Annotated in this window: 22 protein-coding genes; all 22 read left to right on the top strand. The window is 31.8% G+C overall.

Annotated elements, in window-relative coordinates:
* The first annotated feature begins 3 nt into the window (after positions 1-3).
* Entirely contained in the window at positions 4-1,071 is a 1,068-nt protein-coding gene (locus ACSV4D_RS12875) for a Wzz/FepE/Etk N-terminal domain-containing protein (protein WP_439228591.1), read from the top strand.
* A 281-nt stretch (positions 1,072-1,352) separates the two neighbouring features.
* Positions 1,353-2,702: a lipopolysaccharide biosynthesis protein gene (locus tag ACSV4D_RS12870; RefSeq protein ID WP_439228590.1), complete on the top strand. Its 1,350-nt coding sequence runs from the start codon at positions 1,353-1,355 to the stop codon at positions 2,700-2,702.
* 43 nt (positions 2,703-2,745) lie between these two features.
* Complete coding sequence (locus tag ACSV4D_RS12865; RefSeq protein ID WP_439228589.1) at positions 2,746-3,849, top strand: glycosyltransferase family 4 protein; 1,104 nt, start codon at positions 2,746-2,748, stop codon at positions 3,847-3,849.
* Positions 3,850-4,286: 437 nt separating this feature from the next.
* Positions 4,287-5,024, top strand: a complete 738-nt coding sequence (locus ACSV4D_RS12860) for a glycosyltransferase family 2 protein (protein ID WP_439228588.1) — start codon at positions 4,287-4,289, stop codon at positions 5,022-5,024.
* 174 nt (positions 5,025-5,198) lie between these two features.
* On the top strand, positions 5,199-6,299 hold the full coding sequence (locus ACSV4D_RS12855) for a glycosyltransferase (protein WP_439228587.1): 1,101 nt from the start codon (positions 5,199-5,201) through the stop codon (positions 6,297-6,299).
* Between the two features lie 24 nt (positions 6,300-6,323).
* Positions 6,324-7,388, top strand: a complete 1,065-nt coding sequence (locus ACSV4D_RS12850; protein ID WP_439228586.1) for an EpsG family protein — start codon at positions 6,324-6,326, stop codon at positions 7,386-7,388.
* Complete coding sequence (locus ACSV4D_RS12845) at positions 7,389-8,300, top strand: glycosyltransferase (protein ID WP_439228585.1); 912 nt, start codon at positions 7,389-7,391, stop codon at positions 8,298-8,300.
* A 4-nt stretch (positions 8,301-8,304) separates the two neighbouring features.
* Positions 8,305-9,099 (top strand): glycosyltransferase family A protein, encoded by a 795-nt coding sequence (locus ACSV4D_RS12840; RefSeq protein WP_439228584.1) that lies wholly within the window; start codon positions 8,305-8,307, stop codon positions 9,097-9,099.
* Entirely contained in the window at positions 9,096-10,190 is a 1,095-nt protein-coding gene (locus ACSV4D_RS12835; protein WP_439228583.1) for a glycosyltransferase family 4 protein, read from the top strand. The genes ACSV4D_RS12840 and ACSV4D_RS12835 overlap by 4 nt, the downstream gene beginning before the upstream one ends.
* Positions 10,187-11,335 (top strand): glycosyltransferase family 4 protein, encoded by a 1,149-nt coding sequence (locus tag ACSV4D_RS12830; RefSeq protein ID WP_439228582.1) that lies wholly within the window; start codon positions 10,187-10,189, stop codon positions 11,333-11,335. Before ACSV4D_RS12835 ends, ACSV4D_RS12830 begins: the two co-directional genes overlap by 4 nt.
* Complete coding sequence (locus ACSV4D_RS12825; RefSeq protein WP_439228581.1) at positions 11,336-12,229, top strand: NAD-dependent epimerase/dehydratase family protein; 894 nt, start codon at positions 11,336-11,338, stop codon at positions 12,227-12,229.
* A 20-nt stretch (positions 12,230-12,249) separates the two neighbouring features.
* Complete coding sequence (gmd, locus tag ACSV4D_RS12820) at positions 12,250-13,368, top strand: GDP-mannose 4,6-dehydratase (RefSeq protein WP_439228580.1); 1,119 nt, start codon at positions 12,250-12,252, stop codon at positions 13,366-13,368.
* Between the two features lie 139 nt (positions 13,369-13,507).
* Positions 13,508-14,440: a GDP-L-fucose synthase family protein gene (locus ACSV4D_RS12815; protein WP_408082392.1), complete on the top strand. Its 933-nt coding sequence runs from the start codon at positions 13,508-13,510 to the stop codon at positions 14,438-14,440.
* A 59-nt stretch (positions 14,441-14,499) separates the two neighbouring features.
* The gene (rfbC, locus tag ACSV4D_RS12810) at positions 14,500-15,048 is read left to right on the top strand and encodes a dTDP-4-dehydrorhamnose 3,5-epimerase (RefSeq protein WP_408082393.1); all 549 of its coding nucleotides are present in this window, start codon (positions 14,500-14,502) and stop codon (positions 15,046-15,048) included.
* A 491-nt stretch (positions 15,049-15,539) separates the two neighbouring features.
* Positions 15,540-16,403, top strand: coding sequence for a dTDP-4-dehydrorhamnose reductase (gene rfbD, locus ACSV4D_RS12805; RefSeq protein WP_408082394.1), 864 nt, complete (start codon positions 15,540-15,542; stop codon positions 16,401-16,403).
* A gap of 31 nt (positions 16,404-16,434) precedes the next feature.
* The gene (rfbB, locus tag ACSV4D_RS12800) at positions 16,435-17,481 is read left to right on the top strand and encodes a dTDP-glucose 4,6-dehydratase (protein WP_439228579.1); all 1,047 of its coding nucleotides are present in this window, start codon (positions 16,435-16,437) and stop codon (positions 17,479-17,481) included.
* Positions 17,482-17,527: 46 nt separating this feature from the next.
* Entirely contained in the window at positions 17,528-17,776 is a 249-nt protein-coding gene (locus ACSV4D_RS12795) for a four helix bundle protein (protein WP_439228578.1), read from the top strand.
* Positions 17,763-17,876, top strand: a complete 114-nt coding sequence (locus tag ACSV4D_RS12790) for a hypothetical protein (RefSeq protein WP_439228577.1) — start codon at positions 17,763-17,765, stop codon at positions 17,874-17,876. Before ACSV4D_RS12795 ends, ACSV4D_RS12790 begins: the two co-directional genes overlap by 14 nt.
* 49 nt (positions 17,877-17,925) lie before the next feature.
* Positions 17,926-18,798: a glucose-1-phosphate thymidylyltransferase RfbA gene (gene rfbA, locus ACSV4D_RS12785; RefSeq protein ID WP_439228576.1), complete on the top strand. Its 873-nt coding sequence runs from the start codon at positions 17,926-17,928 to the stop codon at positions 18,796-18,798.
* Between the two features lie 73 nt (positions 18,799-18,871).
* Positions 18,872-19,825, top strand: a complete 954-nt coding sequence (locus ACSV4D_RS12780) for a UDP-GlcNAc--UDP-phosphate GlcNAc-1-phosphate transferase (RefSeq protein WP_439228575.1) — start codon at positions 18,872-18,874, stop codon at positions 19,823-19,825.
* Between the two features lie 19 nt (positions 19,826-19,844).
* Positions 19,845-20,984: a DegT/DnrJ/EryC1/StrS family aminotransferase gene (locus ACSV4D_RS12775; protein ID WP_439228574.1), complete on the top strand. Its 1,140-nt coding sequence runs from the start codon at positions 19,845-19,847 to the stop codon at positions 20,982-20,984.
* Between the two features lie 300 nt (positions 20,985-21,284).
* The gene (locus ACSV4D_RS12770) at positions 21,285-23,213 is read left to right on the top strand and encodes a polysaccharide biosynthesis protein (protein WP_439228658.1); all 1,929 of its coding nucleotides are present in this window, start codon (positions 21,285-21,287) and stop codon (positions 23,211-23,213) included.
* Positions 23,214-23,296 lie beyond the last annotated feature (83 nt).

Genomic DNA, 23,296 nt, shown 5'->3' with positions numbered 1-23,296 from the left:
TAAATGGAGAAAAATTCTATTGATAATGATGAAATATCTTTAAAAGAATTAATAGTGAAAATTAAAGAATGGTTTGACTATCTTTTATCTCAATGGAAAATTATTCTTTTGATAGCTGTTATTGGAGCTACGTTGGGCTTAATATATTCATTTATGAAGAAGCCTACTTATACAGCAACTATGACTTTTGCATTAGAAGATGAAAAGTCAGGTGGAGGCATAGGCGGCGCATTAGGATTAGCGAGTTCTTTCGGATTGGATTTAGGAGGCAGTGGCGGAAGCGTTTTTTCTGGTGCCAATCTGGCGGAGTTCTTTAAGTCTCGATCTATGGTTGAAAAAACTTTATTAAGACCTGTCATGGTCGATGGTAAAACAATTTCTTTAGTGGAAATGTACATTCAAAATAATGATTGGCGAAAGAACTGGGAGAAAAATCCTCGTTTAACAAAATTAGAATTTATACCCAATGCCAATCGTGAAAGATTTACACGCATTCAGGATAGTATTCTTGGTGTCATTTATAAAAACTTACTCAACTCTGCGCTAACGGTAGGACAAAAGGATAAAAAAGTGGCGATAATTAGTATAGATGTTGTGTCTGCCAATGAGCTTTTTTCTAAATATTTTTGCGAAGCATTGGCTAAAGAGGTGTCTGATTTTTACATTGATACTAAAAGCAAAAAATCCCGTGAAAATATGTTGATTCTAGAACGGCAAACCGATTCTATTCGTCGGGAACTTAATGCTGCGATCACTGGGGTAGCTGTTGCTAATGATAATACCTTTAACCTGAATCCGGCTTTGAATGTACGTCGTGCACCTTCGGCTCGTAGACAGGTAGATGTACAGGCCAATACCGCTATTTTAACGGAATTGGTAAAACAAACAGAATTAGCTAAAGTGACTTTACGAAAAGACACACCTTTAATTCAGATTATTGATAAGCCTATTTTACCTTTGGCTAAAGAGCGTTTTGGAAAAGCGAAAGGAATTCTTTATGGAGGTTTTTTGTTTGGTTTCTTAACTGTTTTTATTTTAACTATAATAAAATTTTTAAAACAGATTATCTAAATTGTTTTATGAAAGTTGACTACTAAGTTGATGATAATTGAAATACTAATAATAGAATTTAATATACGGAGTAAAATATATGATTTGTTTTATTAAAGGAAATATAAATCAACATAGTTATTCTATTAATTGGAAACCCTTTCAAATCTAAAAATTAAGGAACCACAGTGTAATTTATATCGTTCTTTTAAAGTATTGGTAGATAGTGGTTTGGTTTTGTTAAATTGAATTTAATATATACTAAATTTTATTTAGTATAATTTGTTATAAAATATAATTTAGTGCTAAAAAAATATTTATCGAGAACGAATTTAGATCGATCTCAAAAAGCAAATTTTAATATATTATTATCCTTTTTTTTTAAAGGAGCCAGTATTGCTTTACAGTTTGTTTTAGTTTCTTTAACTATCGAATATATAAAACCTGATGCCTATGGTGTTTGGTTGACTTTATCCTCTTTAGTCGGTTGGATTGCTATTTTTGATATAGGAATAGGAAATGGTCTTAGGAATAAACTCTCGGAGAGTTTAGCAAAAGAGGACTACAGATCAGCCAAAATCTATGTTAGTACTTCTTATGCAATTATAGGTTTAATTGCTTTAACACTAAGTGGGTTATATTTTCTAATTAGTCCATTTATTCAATGGCAAGCTGTTTTTAACTCTGATTTTATACAAGAACAAGAACTTCATACAGTTGTAACGGTTGTATCACTTTGTTTCTTCTTGAAATTTGTAACTGATATTGTCAATATTGTTGCAGCGTCTTTTCAGATGGTCTCTATTAGTTCTATTTTGTTATTTATTAGTAATATTGGATTAACCGGAGCAATTTGGATATTAACAAAAACGACAACTGCTAATTTAGTTTTATTAGCCTTGTGCTTGTCTTTTATCCCTGTTCTAGTTTCAATTGCAACCACTGTTTTTTTGTTTAGAAAACAGTTCAAAATAGTTACTCCTTCTTTCAAAGCTATTGATTTTAAAAAATCAAAAGGTATAATGAGTTTAGGTTCTCAATTTTTTATATTACAAATTATCACCTTAGTTGTTTTTCAAACAGATAATATATTAATTGCACAATTGTTCCAACCCTCGGATGTAACAGATTTTAATATATCTTATAAGTATTTTAGTGTGATAATAATGTTTTTTTCGATTATATTGACACCATATTGGACTGCATTTACTGAAGCATTTTATAAAAAAGAATATGAATGGATAGAAAAAACAATTAATACTCTGGTAAAATATTGGTCTTTAAGTATTATTGCATTAATTATAATGCTTTTTTGTGCTAATTTTGTTATTAAGCTTTGGCTAGGTGGTGTTGTTAATGTTTCTTTGCCTTTATCTATTTCAATTTGTTTATATATCATCGTCTTTAATTGGAATGCTATTTTTGCGAGTTTTTTAAATGGAGTAGGTAAAATAAGAATTCAAATTATGTATGCTATTGTAATGGGAATTATTAATATTCCACTGTCATTTTTTTTAGTAAAATACTTAAAGTGGGGAATTTATGCTATGCCTGCTTCTAATTTTTTTTGTTTATTATTAGGGGCAGTAATAAGTTACATTCAATACAAAAAAATCATTTCCAATCAAGCTAAGGGTATATGGAACAAATAACTAACGGTCATTTTTTGATTCGTTTTTTAAATTTTAATTTAAAATGAAAATACTTTTTGATCATCAAATCTTCACGCTACAGCAATATGGTGGAATTTCCCGATATATTTATGAGCTGATTAAGCGTTTTGATAACGTTAATAATAGTTGTAATGTGGGTACTGTTTATTCTAATAATGCTTATTTAAATAAAGAAACTTTTCACGGAGTTTCTCCTTTTTTTCCTACTACCAATTTTAGAGGTAAAGAATATTTATACAATAGTATTAACCAATCTAAAAGTTTATCTAAGGTGAGAAAATCTGATTTTGATATATTTCATCCAACCTATTATAATGATTATTTTTTAAAGAATTTAGAAAACAGACCTTTTGTAATTACTTTTCATGATATGATACATGAAAAATTTGAAAATCAATATCCAGAATTATCAAATGAAGTTTCTGTTTATCAATCCAAAAGAAAATTGGCAGAAAAGGCTCAAAAAATTATTGCAGTTTCTGAAACTACAAAAAAAGATATTATTGATATTTACGGAATTGATGAAGAAAAAATTGATGTAGTTTATTTAGGTAATTCTTTAGAAAGTTCAGGTGGAGACCAAGAAAGAATTATCAAGCAGGATTATATTTTATTTGTTGGTAACAGATTACTCTACAAAAATTTTGAAGGATTTGTAACAGGTGTTACGCAATTATTAATTAATAATGACTTGACATTAATATGTGCAGGTGGTGGGGATTTTTCTATTTTAGAGATTCAATTTATAAAAAAAATGAATTTAGAAAAAAGAATTATTCTATTAAAAAAAATAAATGATACTATTTTATCTAACTTATATACAAATGCATTGTTTTTTGTATTTCCTAGTTTGTATGAAGGTTTTGGTATCCCAGTTTTGGAATCATTTGCATCTGGTTGCCCTACCTTATTAAGTACCGGAGGCTCATTACCCGAAATAGGTGGAGATGCAGCTATTTATTTTGACCCACAAGATCTGCATTCACTATATATGGCTTCCTCAAATTTAATTAGTGATAAAAAATTACGTCAGAATTTAAAAATAAAAGGAACTGAGCGTATAAAGAAATTTTCTTGGGACAAGACATTTGAAAATACTTTGGAGGTTTATAAAAAAATTATATAAAGTAGCTTTTATTACTGGTTTATACGGAGAATATTGTGCTTATTTGGTCAATTTTTTTAATTGATAAAATAGTATAAATCGAAATAATCATTCAGATATATTGCCATAAGTAGTTAATACTAACAGATAATAGCATTGGTAGGGGAATAGGATTCACTTTATTTTATAAAGTATTATTTCTCTAGTAATCAGATATAAAAATGATGAAATTTCTAATTTAGAAACTCAAAGCTCTATTAAGTATTCTTTTAAACATCCCTCAGCTAGTACATTTAATATTTATTTCGGCTGTTAACTTATTAGAATCCATTTTGAATAATTAAAACAGATGCTTATTTTTATCAGGTTACAAGTGGTGAGATCTACAGAAAAGTTTTAAACTGACGTCACTATCAAAACTCCAATCAAATACAATTAAATAAATAAGAATGTGTTTAATGAATAATAATTTGAGTCCTAAAATTTCAATTATAACTGTTTCCTATAATTCAGTTTCAACAATTGAAGATACAATACTAAGTGTTATAAATCAAAAATATACTAATTATGAGTATATAATAATTGATGGAGGCAGTAATGACGGAACTGTAGAAATTATTAAAAAGTATCAAGACAAAATCTCTTTTTGGGTTTCAGAACCAGATAAAGGTATTTATGATGCAATGAATAAAGGCTTAGAAATTGCAAAAGGAGAATTTATTGGTATTTTAAATAGTGATGACTGGTATGAAAATCAAACTTTGGAAAATGTAGTAAAATATCATAATCGTTATCCGAATATTGATATTATTCATGGTCTTTTAAAATTTATAAATAAAGATGGTATTATAGATTCTATTGTTGGGCATGATAGCTTATTTTTAAAAGATGGTATGATTGAACATCCAACTTGTTTTATTAAAAGGTCATTATATATAAAAGTGGGTGCTTTCAGTCTACTATATAAATCAGCTGCAGATTTTGAATGGATTTTAAGAGCAAAAAACGCTGGAGCGATTTTTTTGCTAATTCCTGAAATCTTAACAAATTTTAGAAGAGGAGGTATGTCAGATTCTTTCCTTTCGGGTTTAGAGGCATTGAAGATACAAAAAAAGTATGGCTATATTTCTAATGTCAAATATGTCTTAAGGAATTTGATTATTAAGGCTTTACAGCTTAAAAGTATTTTGTCTTAATTATTTTTTATTTATAATGTTTTTCCCAATCTTGTATTTAAATATATAAAGAATAAGGTTTATTGAGAATAAGATTTGAGAAAGAAAAAGAAATTCCTCGAGGCATTTACGATAAGTAATAGTTCAAATATCTTAGGTCTATTAATAATGTAAACTACGTTTAGAAATTGAATAATGAGTAAAAATTATTATGAGCCAAAAGCTCAAAATGTTATATATATATATTATTTGACTAAATCAGTTAGTGAGGGCGGAATGGCAAGAAATAATGCATTCTATGAAGCTTTTAATAATTTAAATTTTAGGTTGCTTAATGTACATACAAAATACAGTATAGGAAGATTGTGGATGACTCTTAAAGCGGTGTGGATTTTAGCTACAGCAAGAAATAAAACGATATTTATTCATCAGGGGACTCTTTTTTTTATATTTTCAATGTTTTTATTAAGAAAAAATTCATTCAGAGAAAAAATTTTTTCTTTTCTAAATAAAGTGGCTCGATATAACAAATTGATAATTGAAATTAATGATTTGGTATATGAACAAGCAATCGATTTAGAATTAGAAGTTGATGAAGTGTTTAAAATTTTGCAGGATTTGATGTTTACAATCCCTGAGTGTAATTATGTTTTTGCATCAAACGAAATGAAATGTTATGTGAATTCAAAATATTTTTTAGATTCTAGCAAATCCAGTGTAGTGCTAAATGGCGCTCCAAAAGTTCAGGATTATTCGGATACCATTAAAAATAAAAAATGGATTGATAGTAATAAAGTAAAATATGTCTATGCGGGTAGTTTAAATAAAGGTAGACAAATAGAAGAACTATTAGATATTTTTAAAACTAACGAAAATTGTCTACTTATTATTTTAGGAAGTGACGGAGAATGGATCAACAATATCCTATTGCCCCAAAATATTCTTTATTTGGGAAATTATCAAGAGAAAGAAGCTCACTATATTGTCTCTAAATGCGATATAGGTATAATTCCATATAATTCAGATAGATTTTATTATAATATGTGTTATCCAACTAAAGCTTCTTTTTATTTAGCCGCAGGATTACCTATTTTATCAACAAAATTGAAAGAAATGCAGAATATTTTTGAAAATAAAGGCGTTTTTTTATTTTCAGATTTTAAAAATTGGTCACAGCTTATTGAAGAGCTTGATTACAATACTTTAAAGAATATGCAAAATAAGGTTAATCTTGTAAAAGAAGAATTCTATTGGGAAAAATTACTAAATGATTATAAATATAATAACATTTTATAATTAATATTTATATATCTGGCAAAAATGATAATATATTATGGCATATTTTGCTTAAGTTTTTTATTATGTATATTTGATTTTATTAAAGAATCAAAAATAAAATTAGTTGTATATATAATTTTCACATGTACTGTCACTTTAATTGCAGGACTTAGAACAATAGGCGTTGATAATGATAGCGTTGCTTATCAGCAAATTTTTCTTAGCAGCGATAATTTAAGTTTTTATCAAATTTTTATTGGTGATTATTGGGAAAATACAGAAAGAGGCTTTTATTTGTTAAATAAACTAATCAATTCTCTTGGTGGTAATAGCAATACTTTACTTCTTTTGATAGCTATATTAACAGGATATCTTAATTACAGCATAATTTACAAAATTAGTCCATATCCATTTTTATCGATACTATTTTATCTTAGTTTTTTTTATTTATACCGGGATTTTACACAAATAAGATATGGGCTGGGATGTGCTTTAATATTTTATACTATTTATTACTTTGTTAAAAAAAAATACATTTTCTTTTTTACTTTTCTATGCTTGTCTTTTTTGTTCCACAATACAAGTTATATAGTAATTATCATATTACCATTCTGCTCTATTTTTAGAAATAAATTAATTTATTTTTATTTGCCAATTATTGGACTGATTGGTCTTTTTTATAATTTTTTACCGCTGTTATTATCATTAGGAGGAGGTTTACAATACCTGCAAATTTATCTTGACGAGACTGGAACTGCCGGTTTAATGATACCTCTTATTGGATCTTTAATTATGATAATATATGTGTTTAATGAAAAGAAATTATTACTGATTGAAAAAAATCATATCTGGTATAATATGTTTTTTAAGCTTTTTGCCATTTCTGTAACCCTCAATTTTTTGTTTTTTCAGGTTTCCATCTTTCAAAGATTTTCATATTTGTTTTTTCAGTTCGGTATACTTCTATTACCAATGATGCTAAAAGATTTAAAATTTGGTAGATATAAAATTTATTATAACCTGTTGTATTTTGGTTTTGCAAGTTTCTTTTTGTACTATGGTATTAGAATGATAAACCCTGATTTAGTAAGACCCTATTTTAAATAAATGAAAATAGATATTTTAATGGCTACGTATAATGGTGAATTATACATTAAGTCTCAAATTTTATCAATTCAATCGCAAACCTTTGAAGATTGGCAGCTTATCATACATGATGATGGCAGCACTGATAATACTTTACAAATAATAGAGGATATAGCAAGTAGAGATAAGAGAATTATTCTGATTAAAGATGATGTGGAATTTGGGAATGCAGCGTATAATTTTATGCATTTACTCAAATTTTCAGAAGCAGAATATGTGATGTTTTGTGATCAGGATGACATTTGGTTTGATAACAAAATCGAGGTACAATTGACCGCTATACAAATCAGAAATAATAAGATTCCGCAAGTAGTTTATTCCAATGCCTACGTTTGGATTCCTAGTGAAGGAATCAAAGGACTAGCGACTTTAACTTTTCCTAAAAAAATCAGTCAATTTTTATTTTTGAATTCGGGAATGCAAGGCTGTGTAGCTCTTTTTAATAGACAAATGTGTGAAATAATGATGTCTTATAGAGGAACTTTGGCGATGCATGATCATCTATTACATTTATCAGCATTGTGTTTAGGTGAAGTTACCTATTTACCTATTAGTTTAATGCTGTATAGAAACCATCAAAAGAATGTAACAGGTAGTACTGCTACAACTACTCTGGATATAAATACCGTATTAATGAAAAATAATTTTCCTGTAGTAGATAAAAAACATTATAGGACTGTTCTAGATTTTTATCATTTTTTTAATACAAAAATAACAGCAGCAAATAAATCAGTTATTGAATCTTATTTGAAAATGGTTAATAAGAATATTGTAGTTAGATTTTTTATGCTATTAGTATCTGATTTTCAATTATTTAATTCGCGTGTTCGTTTAATAATTAAATTGTTACTTAGACCCTATATTAATAATTAATTTTATGTTAGTAACTGTTTTTACTCCTACTTATAACCGGGCTTATATCATTACTCAATTGTATGAAAGTTTGTTGAGACAAAGCGATACTTCTTTTGAGTGGGTTGTAGTTGATGATGGCTCAACTGATCATACAGAGGAATTTTTTGAGCAGATTCTGAAAGAGAATAAAATAGTAATAAGCTATATCAAGACAGAAAATGGAGGAAAACAAAGAGCTATAAATAGAGGTGTTGCTGTAGCTAAAGGCAGTTTATTTTTTATTGTAGATAGTGATGATTACTTAACGGATGATGCTATTTTGAATATTTCAAAATCATGGGACTCCATTAAAGAAAAAGAGAAAATTGCAGGACTGTGTTTTAGAATAATCAATTATACTACTCACAAATTTATAGGTGGAGATTGTGATGTTCAAGAAGGGGAGTATACCTCCATAGAAATCGCTAACAAGCTCCAGATTTTAGGAGACAAGGCAGAGATTTTTAAAACATCCATTATGAAGTTATTTCCTTTTCCTGAATTTGAGAATGAAAATTTTGTTCCTGAAGCTTTAGTGTGGAATAGAATTAGTAAAAAGTATAAGCTTAGATTCATAAATAAAGGAATATATTTTTGTGAGTATTTACCGGATGGATTGAGTTATAATTTCTATAAAAATTTGCAAAAAAATCCCAGCGGGTTTGCTTTGTTTTATAAAGAGGTTTTGTTTTGTAAAGGAATACCTCTTTTGGTAAAAGTAAAATCGTTGGTAAGGTATTTACAGTGTGTTTTTTTTAGTTATAAAAAGCAATCATGAAAATTCTGCACATTATAAATAATCTGGCGACAGGAGGAGCAGAAAAATTAATTTTAGAAACACTTCCTTTGTTGAAAGAAAGAGGAATAGCAGTTGATTTGCTCGTTTTAGATGATACTGAATATCCTTATTTGAAACAACTTAAATCATTAAATTGTTGCACAATTTATTCAATAGGAAAAAGTTTTGTTTATAATCCCTTACTTATTTTTAGAATTATCCCTTATTTAAAAAATTATGATTTAGTTCATGTACACTTATTTCCTGTTCAATATTGGGTTGCAATTGCAAAAGTGATAAGCTTTTCTGAAACGAAATTAATTTTCACAGAGCATAGTACTTCTAATCGAAGAATGAAAAATTTGTTTTTTAAAATTTTAGATAAATATATTTACAGGTTGTATGATAAAATGGTATGCATTACACAAGAAGTAGAAGAAGCACTAATAAGGCATACAAATTTAAACAATAATAGATTTGTTGTAATTGAAAATGGAATTAATTTGAATTCAATTTCAAAGGCAGTAGTATTAGAGAAATCAAAAATATGGAATACAATATTAAACACAGATAAGTTATTAATCCAAATTGCTGGCTTTAGAGTAGAAAAAGACCAAAAAACGCTTATCAAGGCAATGCAATGTTTAGATGTAAATGTAAAATTACTATTGGTGGGTGAAGGAATACTAAGAAATGAATGTGAAAAATTAGTAATTGAGCTTGATTTACAAAAAAGAGTGTTTTTTTTAGGTGTACGTATAGATGTGCCCGCTTTACTAAAAACGGCAGATATATCGGTGATAAGTTCGCATTGGGAAGGTTTTGGTTTAGCAGCAGTAGAAGGTATGGCTGCTGGAAAGCCTGTAATAGCTTCTGATGTACCAGGGTTATCAAACGTTGTTAATGGGGGAGGTATTTTGTTTGAGAAGGGTAATGAGAAGCAACTTGCCACTATAATTAATAAGTTACTCACTAATGTAGATTATTATGATACCGTGGGAAAAGCAGGTTTAGAAAAGGCTAAGCGATATGATATTCGTATAATGGTTGATAAGCAAATAGAATTGTATAATGAAGTTTTAAATTTATGAAAACTGAAAAGGTTTTACACGTAATAACAGTGTCATTTGTTATAAATCATTTTTTTGGTAAACAATTTCAGTATTTAAAACAAAAATCAGGAAATGAATACCACTTAGGATGTACCACATCAAAAAATTTTATAGAATCTTCAAAAGAATTAAAATATATTCCTTTTGAGGTTGAGATTACAAGATCTATAAGTCCACTAAAAGATCTTAAAGCCATAATTAAAATTTATAAGTATATAAAAAAAAATAAAATTGATATAGTAGTTGGTCATACGCCTAAAGGAGGTATGGTAGCAATGATTGCTTCTTATTTAGCAGGTGTGTCTATCCGCATATATTTTAGACATGGAATCATTTATGAAACAAGTAAAGGATTAAAAAAAAAGATACTTAAAAATATAGAGAGACTCACAGGCTTTTTTGCAAAAAAAGTTGTTTGTGTAAGTTATTCTGTTAAAGAAATAAGCAAAATTGATAGGTTAAATAAACCAAATAAAAATGTAGTTTTAGGTTTAGGAACTTGTAATGGTATTGATACAGAAGAAAAATTTAACCCAGATAATAAAAATAAACAAAAGGTTTTAGCATTAGCAAATAGCTACAACATTTCTTCAGAGGATAAAGTTGTTGGTTATGTTGGGAGATTAGTAAAAGATAAAGGAATTGATGATTTAATTTTGGCATGGAAAATAGTTAAAATGAAAATTCCAAAAGCTAAATTATTGTTAGTAGGACCAATAGAAAATCGGGATTCAATATCAGAATACTCAAAAAGCCAGATAAAATTGGATTCGTCTATTATTTTTACAGATTTTGTTCAAGATGCATCAAACTATTTCCTACTTATGGATATTTTTGTATTACCGACCTATCGAGAAGGTTTTCCTACTGTTTCTTTAGAGGCTTCATCGATGAAATTACCAGTTATTATAACTAAAGCAACGGGTTGTTATGAATCTATTAAAGAAAATAAAACAGGGCTTTTTATTTCAAACCAACCACAAGACATTGCAGATAAAATTCTATATTATTTAGAAAATGAAGATGTGGCTCAAAAGCATGGAATAGAAGGAAGAGCTTTTGTTCAGCAAAATTTTGAACAGACTAAAATTTGGGATTTAATAGCTGAAAAACTAAATATTTAAATGAAAATATTAATAACAGGAGCAACAGGATTTGTAGGAACAAATCTTCGAGAATATATAAAGGATTCTCATGAAGTAGAAAGTGTAAGTATACGTTATGAAAAGCAACAAAAGATTATAATAAATGAGGATGTCATAATTCATTTAGCAGGAAAAGCACATGATTTAAAAAAAGTAGCTAATCCTAAAGATTATTATGAAGCCAATTTTGAGTTAACCAAACAACTATTCGATGCTTTTTTACAATCAGAGGTACAGGTTTTCATATTCATGAGTACGGTAAAAGCAGTGGCTGATGAAATAAAGGGAGTATTGACTGAAGAAACGATCCCAAATCCTAAAACACATTATGGAATTGCCAAACGACAGGCAGAACAATATATTTTATCTAAGGAGATGCCTGAAGGGAAGCGGGTATATATTCTAAGACCTTGCATGATTCACGGACCCGGTAATAAAGGAAACTTAAATTTATTGTACCAATTGGTTGCTAAAGGTTTGCCTTGGCCTTTGGGGGCTTTTGAAAATCAGCGCTCCTTTTTGAGTATCGAAAACCTTTGTTTTGTTATTAAAGAGTTGTTGGGTAATGCAACTATTACTTCAGGTGTTTACCAAATTGCTGATGACAAATCCTTATCTACGAATGAATTAATTCAATTATTAGGTGCTAGTTTAGATAAAACAACCAGAATTATGAAAATTCCGTCCAATTGGATTAGGGGAATTGCTAAAATAGGAGATTATTTATCTTTGCCACTTAATTCAGAGCGTTTGCAAAAATTAACGGAGGATTATGTAGTAAGTAATGAAAAAATTGTTGCAGCTTTAGGGAAATCACTTCCTGTGCAAGCAAAAGACGGTTTGTTAAAGACTTTTAGATCGTTTAAAGAATAATAAAATATAAAATTATAAAAATGAAAACAGCCCTTATCACAGGAGTCACTGGACAAGACGGTTCATATCTGGCAGAATTATTATTAGAAAAAGGATATATGGTTCATGGGGTAAAGCGAAGAGCTTCTTCATTTAATACCCAAAGAATCGATCATATCTATCAGGATTTACATCAGGATCATGTGAATTTTAAATTACATTATGGCGATTTGACGGATTCTACTAATATTATTCGAATCATTCAGGAAGTACAACCGGATGAGATCTATAATTTAGGAGCGATGAGCCATGTAAAGGTGTCTTTTGATTCCCCGGAGTATGTGGCTAATGTAGATGGAATAGGTACTCTTCGTATTCTGGAAGCGGTACGTATTTTAGGACTGGAAAAGAAAACCAGAATTTATCAGGCTTCTACATCAGAATTATATGGTGGTTTAGCAGAAAATAAAAATGAAAAAGGACTGTATGACGAGCATTCTCCTTTTTACCCACGTTCTCCTTATGGAGCAGCTAAAATATATGGTTTCTGGATTACTAAAAATTATCGTGAAGCGTATAATATGTTTGCCTGTAACGGAATTTTATTTAATCATGAATCGCCTCGCAGAGGAGAAACTTTTGTGACGCGAAAAATTACGATGGCTACCGCTGCTATCGCTTTAGGAGAACAAGATTGCCTGTATTTAGGAAATTTAGATGCCCAACGTGACTGGGGACATGCGAAAGATTATGTGGAAGCAATGTGGCGTATTTTACAACAGGAAAAACCGGAAGATTATGTAATTGCTATGGGTGAAACGACTTATGTACGTGATTTTGTTCGTATGGCTTTTGCAGAAGTAGGAATTGCTATTGAGTTTAAAGGCGAAGGAGTAGCTGAGAAAGGATATGTAGCGGCCTGCTCTAATCCTGCTTACCAACTGGAAATAGGGAAACAAGTGATTGCAGTTGATCCGCAATATTTCCGTCCAACAGAAGTTGATTTATTGATTGGAGACCCAACAAAATCGAAAACACAACTAGGATGGGTACCTCAATATGATTTAAAAGGATTGGTTTCGGAAATGATTGCTTCTGATTTGATCTATGTGCAAAAAGAGAAGATGTTAAAGGAAGTGCGTTCGGCTGTTAAATATTAATTGGAATAGTTGGTTGTGAGTTGTGAGTATCGATAGCTATCGAGATGGATATTGGATTAACTTTTGCAATAATTTTAATATAATTTTAGTTTCACTCTCTAAAGTACTTTTATTCCAAGATTTAATTTGATTATAGAAAATGAATAAACAAGATAAAATATACATAGCAGGTCACCGGGGAATGGTAGGTTCTGCTATTTTAAGAGCTTTACAGGCTCAAGGATATAGTAACTTTTTGTTACGAACTTCTTCTGAGTTAGATTTAAGAAATCAGCAGGCGGTAGCTGATTTTTTTGCAGCAGAAAAACCGGATTATGTTTTTTTGGCAGCTGCCAAAGTAGGTGGAATTGTAGCTAATAATACGTTTAGAGGTGATTTTATCTATGAGAATCTAATGATACAAAATAACGTGATTCATCAGGCTTATGAGAATAAAGTAAAAAAACTGATGTTTTTAGGTTCAAGCTGTATTTATCCTAAAATGGCTCCACAACCCTTAAAAGAGGAATACTTGTTGACAGGTCTTTTGGAACCCACAAACGAACCGTATGCTATTGCAAAAATTGCCGGGATTAAAATGTGTGATGGTTACAGAGACCAGTTTGGATGTGATTTTATTTCGGTGATGCCAACTAATTTATACGGTCCTAATGATAATTACGATTTAAAAAATTCTCATGTACTGCCGGCAATGCTTAGAAAATTCATTACTGCCAAACGCAATAATGATGCATCGGTAACGATTTGGGGAACAGGAAGCCCTAAAAGAGAGTTTTTACATGCGGATGATTTGGCAGCAGCCTGTTTGTTCCTAATGGAAAACTACAGTGATTCCGGACTGGTTAATATTGGGATTGGTGAAGATATATCGATATTAGATTTAGCTGTTTTGGTAAAAAAAATAGTAGGCTTCGAAGGGGATATTCTTACGGATCCAAGCAAGCCTGATGGAACTCCACGTAAACTGATGGATGTTTCTAAATTATCTGATTTAGGCTGGAAAGCGAAGATAGATTTAGAAAAAGGAATCCAAAAAGTATACGACGAAATTAAAGATACAGTGTGGGATTAAGCATGTAAAATCTTTTTTCCTAAGTAATAAGTTATAAATATTGAAAATATATTATTCCAATGACAATTGAAAAAACTGCCATACAAGATTTAGTTATCATTAACCCAACCGTGTTTCCTGACGAACGCGGTTATTTTTTTGAGGCCTACAATCAGGCGAAATTTGCAGAAAACGGAATTCATTACAAATTTATTCAGGACAATCAGTCTTTTTCTAAAAGAGGGGTAGTCCGTGGTTTGCATTTACAGATAAACCCTTTTGCACAGGCAAAATTAGTGCGTGTTTTAGAAGGTGAAATTCTGGATGTAGCGGTGGATTTGCGAAAAAATTCTCCTACTTATGGACAGCATGTAAGTGTAGTACTGAGTGCCGAGAATAAAAAACAATTGATGGTGCCTCATGGTTTTGCCCATGGTTTTTCGGTGTTGAGTGAAACGGCATCAGTATTGTATAAAGTGGATCAGGTGTATCACAAAGACAGCGAAAGAGGTATTCGTTATGATGATCCTGTTTTAAATATTGACTGGCAGCTGAACCCTAAAGATGTTATTGTTTCGGAAAAAGATTTGATACTTCCAACGTTTAAAGATATTGACTGGGAGTTTTAGATGTTCGTTATCGGTTCTCAGTTATATAGTCGACTGAAGATATAATTGAGTTAATTCTTTTTTGCACCCTTTAGGGAGGGGGAAACAAAAAAGAATGCAATGGTTGTGAAAAGATTTGATACTTCCAACGTTTAAAGATATTGACTGGGAGTTTTAGAATCGTGATTGGTGAGTCGTGAATGGTGGGGTGTAATTTGTAAAAACGTCAGTTCGAGTGTTTTTTGTGCAGTCCCGACACTTCGGGACGAACCAAAAAATGTATCGAGAACCGTTTTTAATAAAATGTTTCTTATTCTCGATACAATCCCGCCCGAAAGCGGGATTACTCGAACTGACGAAAAATTATCATCAAAAACTAATTACACCCAACGGATTTAGTTAATTAAAGTATATAATTTGGTAGTTCTTTTTTGCACCCTTAGGGAGGGGAAAACAAAAAAGAATGCAATTGGATTAATTCGTGTTAATTCGTAAAATTAGAAAAGAAAAAAATGAAAAAAATACTTGTCACCGGAGGAAACGGTCAGTTAGGCTCTGAATTGCGGGTTTTGTCAAAAGTATATACGCAATTTGAATGGGTTTTTACGGATTATCAGGAACTGGATTTGTGCGATTTGGAGAATTTAGAAATTGCATTAAATACCATTAATCCAAAGATTATTATTAATTGTGCGGCACATACTGCTGTGGATAAAGCAGAAACGGAAACGGAATTATCGGATGTGCTGAATCATCGCTCCGTAGCGGTTTTGGCCAAATGGAGCCATGCCAACAATTGCCGAATGATTCATGTTTCTACGGATTATGTTTTTGATGGTACCGCATCAACAGCACTGACTGAAACAGCATTGCCTAATCCGATTAATGTTTACGGAGTTACAAAATTAGCAGGAGAACAGATTTGTTTGCAAAACAATCCGAATGCTGTTATTATCAGAACTTCATGGGTGTATTCCAGTTTTGGTAACAACTTTGTAAAAACCATGTCCCGCCTGATGCAGGAACGCGACAGCTTAAATGTGGTGAACGACCAGATAGGAAGTCCTACCTATGCAGCTGATCTGGCAAGGGCGATTATGACGATATTGACTCACAAAAACTGGCAAGCCGGAATTTATAACTTTTCTAACGAAGGTGAAATCAGTTGGTATGAATTTGCATTAGCTATTCAGGAAATTGGCGGTTTTGACTGCGCTGTTAGTGGTATTCCATCCTCAGCTTATCCTACTCCGGCTAAGCGGCCTCAGTATTCATTATTAGATAAAACTAAAATAAAAACAACTTTTGGTGTGGAAGTTCCTGATTATAAAGAAAGTCTGAGGCTTTGTATGCAATTACTTCAGACTAAGGACTAAGCACTAATTACTAAGGACTAAAAAGAAACAAATGAAAAAAATACTAATCACCGGTGGTGCCGGATTCATAGGTTCGCATGTGGTGCGACGATTTGTAAATCAATATCCGGACTATCAGATTTTTAATCTGGATGCACTGACTTATGCTGGAAATTTAGAAAATATAGCAGATATTGAAAAAGCACCTAATTACACTTTTATCAAAGGAGATATTACAGATGCTCCGTTTTTAGATGCCTTGTTTGCCCAACATCAGTTTGACGGCGTATTGCATTTAGCAGCCGAATCACACGTAGATCGTTCGATAACGGATCCATTGGCTTTTGTGAAAACAAACGTTATCGGAACGGTAAACCTGCTGAATGCTGCTAAGGCTATCTGGCATGGAAATTACGAAGGCAAGCGTTTTTACCATATCAGTACTGATGAGGTTTACGGAAGTTTAGGTGCTGAAGGATTGTTTACCGAAACAACCGCTTATGATCCTAATTCACCTTATTCAGCGTCTAAAGCAAGCTCTGATCATTTTGTAAGAGCTTATGGTGAGACTTACGGACTGCCGTATGTGCTGACCAATTGTTCGAATAATTATGGTCCGTTTCATTTTCCTGAAAAACTGATTCCGTTATTCATCAACAATATCATTCATAATAAACCTTTACCGGTTTATGGGGATGGAAAATATACACGCGACTGGCTTTTTGTAGAAGATCATGCGGTAGCAATTGATTTGGTTTTTCATGAAGGTACAAACCATGATACGTATAATATTGGCGGTTTTAACGAATGGCAGAATATTGATTTGGTGAAGTTGCTTTGTAAAATCATGGATGAAAAATTAGGAAGAGCTGAAGGTACTTCTGAGCAATTGATTTCGTATGTCAAAGACCGTCCGGGTCATGATTTGCGTTATGCGATAGATGCCAATAAAATAAACAAGGAGTTGGGATGGAAACCTTCGGTTACATTTGAACAGGGATTAGAAAGAACTATTAATTGGTATCTGGATAATCAAACCTGGCTGGATAATGTAACTTCAGGTGCTTATGCGAGCTATTATGAGAAACAGTACCAGTAATTCGTGCATCGTAATCCGTAATTCGAAACTGAGCATATAAGAGAACATGAAAGATCATAAAGGTTTAGATGTCTGGAAACAATCTATGTTACTTGCGGAAGATGTGTATGCACTAACAAAAGAATTTCCATCTGAAGAAAAGTATGGATTATCAAGTCAAATTAAGAGAGCAGTAGTTTCTATTCCAGCAATATTGCTTAAGGAGCCGGAAGAAAAGGTGATAAAGAATTTATACAATTTTTATATATTGCGATGGGTCTTTATCAGAACTGGAAACACAATTGATTTTATCTGAGCGCTTACAATTTGTAAATTCGATTGAAATTCATTTAAATCAGATTGAAAAAATTAGAAAAATGCTTTTTGGTCTTATCAGATATTTGAATAATAAATAAGAATGTAATTCGAATCACGCTATTCGAATCACGAATAACTAAATAAAAAATGAAAGGAATTATATTAGCCGGTGGATCCGGTACCCGTTTGCATCCGTTAACACTGGCCATGAGTAAACAAATGATGCCTGTTTATGACAAACCGATGATTTATTATCCGTTGTCAACATTAATGATGGCTGGGATTAATGAGGTTTTGATTATTTCTACACCGCATGATTTGCCTAATTTTAAAAAATTATTGGGAGATGGTTCTAACATTGGTTGTCAGTTTAGCTACGCTGAACAGGCTGTTCCTAATGGTTTAGCTCAGGCTTTTGTAATTGGTGAAGAATTTATTGGAGAGGACAGCGTGGCATTGGTCTTAGGAGATAATATTTTCTTTGGTTCTAATATGCACCAATTATTACAATCAAATACAGATCCGGATGGAGGGGTAGTATTTGCCTACCATGTTTCCGATCCGGAACGCTATGGTGTAGTAGAATTTGATAAAGACTTAACGGCTATTTCTATCGAAGAAAAACCTTTAGAACCTAAGTCAAATTACGCTGTACCGGGATTATATTTTTATGATAATTCAGTGGTTGAAATTGCTAAGAATATCAAACCAAGTGCACGTGGTGAATATGAAATCACCGATGTGAATAAAGTATATTTAGAAAAAGGAAAGTTAAAAGTAGGTATTTTAAGCAGAGGGACAGCCTGGCTGGATACCGGAACTTTTAACAGCCTGATGCAGGCAGGACAATTTGTCCAGGTTCTGGAAGAGCGCCAGGGCTTGAAAGTAGGGTGTATCGAAGAAATAGCCTGGAGACAAAAATTCATAACAGATCAACAACTGAAAGATCTTGCTGAACCCTTAAAGAAATCAGGATATGGTGATTATCTTTTAGGATTGCTTAAGCATAAAAGTTATTAATTAAATTCTTTAAACAGTTAATCTGTGTGTGTAGTAATTATGTACACCGGTTAGCTATTTAGCATTTTAAATCATGCAATATCTTATATTATTTTTATTGTTTTTAGTTCTGGAGCTGCTTTATTTCAAAATAGCAGATCAATATAATATTATTGATAAACCAAACAGCCGATCTTCTCATACCGCCATTACTTTGCGGGGCGGAGGAATTATTTTTCCTGTTGCTGTCATTATCGCTTTTTTAATGGGATATGCAGATTGGTCTGTGACATTGGCAGTAGTATTGGTTGCAGTAGTCAGTTTTATTGATGATATCAGACCGTTGTCCCAGTTGCCACGGTTTCTTTCGCACCTCATTGCCGCAGTTTTAATTTTTTATGAATTAAATTTGTTTTCAGACCCGCTGTGGTTACTTCCGATACTTTTGGTGTTACTTATTGGCTGGGTAAACGCCTTCAATTTTATGGATGGTATCAACGGTATTACGGTATTGTATGCGTTTTCAGCAATTATAGGGTTTTCATTACTGAAATTTAATCAGGATTATTTACCATTATTAATCACGATGGGCTTGTCCTGCATAGTCTTCGGAATTTTTAATATTCGAAAAAAAGCCAAAACTTTCGCTGGAGATGTCGGCAGTATCAGTATGGCGCTTTTTTTAGGTTACTTTATGATAAAAACAATTATCGAGTCCGGACAACCGGCTTTTATCCTGTTTTTCTCCATTTATGGTATTGATGCCGGAATTACCATCTTTACCCGTATAAAGAAGAGAGAAAATATATTTCAACCCCACCGCTCTCATTTGTATCAGTATTTGGCTAATGAAATGGGATTGTCTCATGTTTTAGTTTCAGTTATTTATGCTGTTTTGCAAACGGGGCTAAACATTTTTCTTATTTATATGGATGCTCAGGGGAATTTAACTTTACTGTTTTTCATTGGAATTTTACTGACTCTAGTGGTTCTTTATATGCTTTTTCGCCAATTTATTGTTCGTAAAATGGTTTTGAGTAATTCCTGATCTATTTTAATTTTTAAGAGTGCATAAAAATAAAATATGGCTTTCCTCTCCCGATATGGGAGGTAGTGAACTGAAGTTCATTCAAGATGCCTTTGATACCAATTGGATTGCTCCGGTAGGGGCGAATATTGATGGTTTGGAACAGGATTTAGAAGCTTATTTAGAAAATGGACATGTAACGGTATTAAATTCCGGAACAGCAGCCATTCATTTGGGATTAATCGTATTGGGAGTGGAAGCTGGTGACGAAGTACTTTGTCAAAGTATGACTTTTGCAGCCTCGGCAAATCCTATTCTCTATCTGGGTGCTACGCCTGTGTTTATTGATAGTGAAAAAGAAACTTGGAATATTTGTCCCGTGGCATTAGAAGAGGCAATAATCGATCGTCTCGCCAAAGGGAAAAAACCAAAGGCCATTATAGTGGTCCATTTGTATGGCGTTCCCTGTCAAATCGAATTAATCGGACAGCTGGCTGATAGCTATGGAATTCCTATTTTGGAAGATAGTGCTGAAGCTTTAGGAAGCCGCTATAAAGGAAAACTTTGTGGAACTTTTGGAGACGTAGGTATCTTTTCTTTTAACGGAAGCAAAATTATAACCACTTCAGGGGGAGGAGCAATTATAACACGGACTAAAGCGCTTAAAGAAAAAGTGTTGTTTTTAGCCACGCAAGCTAAAGATAAAGCGCCATATTATCAACACAGTGAAATAGGTTATAATTACAGAATGAGTAATATAGCTGCTGGTATCGGTAGGGGGCAAATGCAAGTATTAGATAAGCACATTGATTTACGTAGAGAGATGAATGCTTTTTACGTCGATTTATTTAAAGATATTTCGAGCGTAACTGTTTTTAAGACTGCTAATGAAGCTAGTTTTGCTAACTGTTGGTTAACAACAATAATTGTGAATCCTAATAACAATAAAGGGATTACTAATGAAGTTTTACGCTTCGCTCTAGCATCTGATAATATAGAAAGTCGTCAGTTATGGAAACCCATGCATTTACAACCATTGCATGAAAAGTATCCTTATTACGGGACAACTGTTGCTGAAAATTTATTTAAAAATGGATTGTGTATGCCTTCTGGTTCAAACTTAACAAAAGAAGATAGAGAAAGGATAACAGCAGTTGTAAATGCAGTTTTTAAGAATTAATGGCAGGTAAAATAAAAATAAGTATTAGCTTTATAAAAGAAATTACGTCTAAAGAAATTGTTTGTTTTTGAGACTGGATAAAAAATAATAAGCTAAATCCTATGTGTTTTTAGAAACCAGTAATTTTTATTTTGGAATGTTTTATATTCATCTAAAGAATATATTTTGGTTTTGTAAGTTAATTTTTTAAGAAAAGTGTAAAAGTCTTTTTTTAAATGTCATTATGTTATAATTTTGGAGTTTTAATTATATAAGAATACTTTGAGTAAGAATAGAGAAACAGGAGATGTACGAACGCTGATGAATTTTTTTTCAAGAAAAAATTTGATGCTCAATGTACGCAATTTGAGTTATCTCCCAAGATGGATTGTTGTAGGAATAGATTTGATTGTTTTAGTTGTAAGTTTTTTGTTTACAAAAACAATAATTAATGGTGTTGGATTGCATTATATTCCGTTTGAGCATAAAATCCCGTATTTCTCTTTTCTATTAGGAATAAATATAGTTTCATTCTGGATTTTCAGAACTTATGCAGGGATTATAAGGCATTCCTCTTATACCGATGCCATAAAACTACTGTTTTCACAAATTTCCGTTTTAGTTTTTTTTATAACTTTTAATTTTGTTTTCCAAGTATTTTATGGACATAAAGTTTATTTAAATACGGCGCTCTTTCTCAATATGGTGCTTTCCTTCTGCGGCTTGTTTATATATCGGGTAGTGATAAAACAAGTTTTTGAACATTTCTTTTCAGAAACAAATGATCTCAAATTACCACGCACCATAATTTATGGAACTGATGCTAATGCTCTTGCCGTAGCCAATGCACTAAAATTAGAAATACCTACCAGATTCAAAATTGTGGGATTTGTAGATAAAAATAGCCAAAACTCATCTAAGAGAATGATGGATTTACCTATTTTAATCCAAAAGAAAAAGCTTCCTACTTTGATGCGTTCTGTGGGTGCAGATGGAGTGATTATTGCTGATAAAAGTTTGTCTAAAGAAGAGCGTCTGGTAATAGTAGAACAATGCCTGGAATTCAATTACAAAGTATATATAGTACCTCTAATTACGGATTGGGAAAACCAGAAAGAAATTTCTCAAAAGGTAAAAAATTTACAAATTGAGGATTTATTAGACAGAAAACCGATTGTTTTAGATGGGAAGTCCATTTCCAAGCAATTAAAAGACAAGACTGTTTTAATAACAGGAGCTGCAGGTTCTATAGGAAGCGAAATTGTCCGACAGGTACTGCTCTTTAAACCCAAAAGAATTATTGCGCTGGATCAGGCAGAGACACCGCTCCATAATTTATGTCTGGAACTGATAAATGGAGGTGTAGCCGATAAAATAACTACTGTAGTGGCTGATATACGGAATAAAGACATGATGAATGCTGTCTTTAAAATCCATAAACCGGAAGTAGTATTCCATGCTGCGGCTTATAAGCATGTGCCACTAATGGAAGAAAATCCCTCTCAGGCTATTTTGACAAATGTGGAAGGAACTAAAAACTTAGCCGATTTGTCCTGTACCTTTAAGGTAAAAAACTTTGTGATGGTTTCTACTGATAAAGCGGTAAATCCCAGCAATGTTATGGGAGCAAGCAAGCGAATCGCTGAAAAATATGTACAGTCTTTACAGTTAAAAGCCAATGCCGAGAGAGATGCTAAAAGCACTAAATTTATTACTACCCGTTTTGGAAATGTTTTAGGTTCTAATGGATCGGTGGTACCTTTATTTACTAAACAAATTGCAGCCGGAGGACCTTTGACGATTACACATCCGGACATTATCCGGTATTTTATGACGATACCTGAAGCTTGTCAGCTGGTGTTAGAAGCAGGAGCTATGGGTAAGGGAGGCGAGATTTATATTTTTGATATGGGTAAGCCCGTAAAAATTATCGATTTAGCCCGAAAAATGATTAAACTGGCCGGATTCATACCCGAGCAGGATATCAAAATTAAAATTGTAGGCTTACGACCTGGAGAAAAATTATACGAAGAATTATTGAATGATACCTCCAAAACAATTCCTACGCATCATCACAAAATCATGATTGCCGAAGAAATTCAGGAAGAGTTTGAAATCCTGCATGATGAAATTGAAGAGCTGATTACCATTGCTAATTTTCATAAAAAAGAAGCTATTGTATCTAAAATGAAGAAAATTGTTCCCGAATTTAAAAGTATGAACTCTGCTTTTGAAGCATTGGATAAATAAGTTTATAAGAATAAAGAATAAAGAATAAAGAATAAAGAATAAAGAATAAAGAATAAAGAATAAAGAATAAAGAATAAAGAATA

It is taken from the genome of Flavobacterium sp. ARAG 55.4 (assembly GCF_051846875.1).
GTDB classification, from domain to species: Bacteria; Bacteroidota; Bacteroidia; order Flavobacteriales; family Flavobacteriaceae; genus Flavobacterium; species Flavobacterium plantiphilum.
This window is presented reverse-complemented; position numbering and strand designations above follow the sequence as displayed.

Coding starts and splice junctions, on each gene's coding strand:
- gmd (WP_439228580.1), top strand. CDS start 12,250: ATGAAAACAGCCCTTATCACAGGAGTCACTGGACAAGACGGTTCATAT.
- ACSV4D_RS12830 (WP_439228582.1), top strand. CDS start 10,187: ATGAAAACTGAAAAGGTTTTACACGTAATAACAGTGTCATTTGTTATA.
- ACSV4D_RS12875 (WP_439228591.1), top strand. CDS start 4: ATGGAGAAAAATTCTATTGATAATGATGAAATATCTTTAAAAGAATTA.
- ACSV4D_RS12770 (WP_439228658.1), top strand. CDS start 21,285: ATGAATTTTTTTTCAAGAAAAAATTTGATGCTCAATGTACGCAATTTG.
- ACSV4D_RS12815 (WP_408082392.1), top strand. CDS start 13,508: ATGAATAAACAAGATAAAATATACATAGCAGGTCACCGGGGAATGGTA.
- ACSV4D_RS12780 (WP_439228575.1), top strand. CDS start 18,872: ATGCAATATCTTATATTATTTTTATTGTTTTTAGTTCTGGAGCTGCTT.
- rfbD (WP_408082394.1), top strand. CDS start 15,540: ATGAAAAAAATACTTGTCACCGGAGGAAACGGTCAGTTAGGCTCTGAA.
- ACSV4D_RS12850 (WP_439228586.1), top strand. CDS start 6,324: ATGATAATATATTATGGCATATTTTGCTTAAGTTTTTTATTATGTATA.
- rfbC (WP_408082393.1), top strand. CDS start 14,500: ATGACAATTGAAAAAACTGCCATACAAGATTTAGTTATCATTAACCCA.
- ACSV4D_RS12865 (WP_439228589.1), top strand. CDS start 2,746: ATGAAAATACTTTTTGATCATCAAATCTTCACGCTACAGCAATATGGT.
- ACSV4D_RS12845 (WP_439228585.1), top strand. CDS start 7,389: ATGAAAATAGATATTTTAATGGCTACGTATAATGGTGAATTATACATT.
- rfbB (WP_439228579.1), top strand. CDS start 16,435: ATGAAAAAAATACTAATCACCGGTGGTGCCGGATTCATAGGTTCGCAT.
- ACSV4D_RS12795 (WP_439228578.1), top strand. CDS start 17,528: ATGAAAGATCATAAAGGTTTAGATGTCTGGAAACAATCTATGTTACTT.
- ACSV4D_RS12825 (WP_439228581.1), top strand. CDS start 11,336: ATGAAAATATTAATAACAGGAGCAACAGGATTTGTAGGAACAAATCTT.
- ACSV4D_RS12855 (WP_439228587.1), top strand. CDS start 5,199: ATGAGTAAAAATTATTATGAGCCAAAAGCTCAAAATGTTATATATATA.
- rfbA (WP_439228576.1), top strand. CDS start 17,926: ATGAAAGGAATTATATTAGCCGGTGGATCCGGTACCCGTTTGCATCCG.
- ACSV4D_RS12835 (WP_439228583.1), top strand. CDS start 9,096: ATGAAAATTCTGCACATTATAAATAATCTGGCGACAGGAGGAGCAGAA.
- ACSV4D_RS12840 (WP_439228584.1), top strand. CDS start 8,305: ATGTTAGTAACTGTTTTTACTCCTACTTATAACCGGGCTTATATCATT.
- ACSV4D_RS12860 (WP_439228588.1), top strand. CDS start 4,287: ATGAATAATAATTTGAGTCCTAAAATTTCAATTATAACTGTTTCCTAT.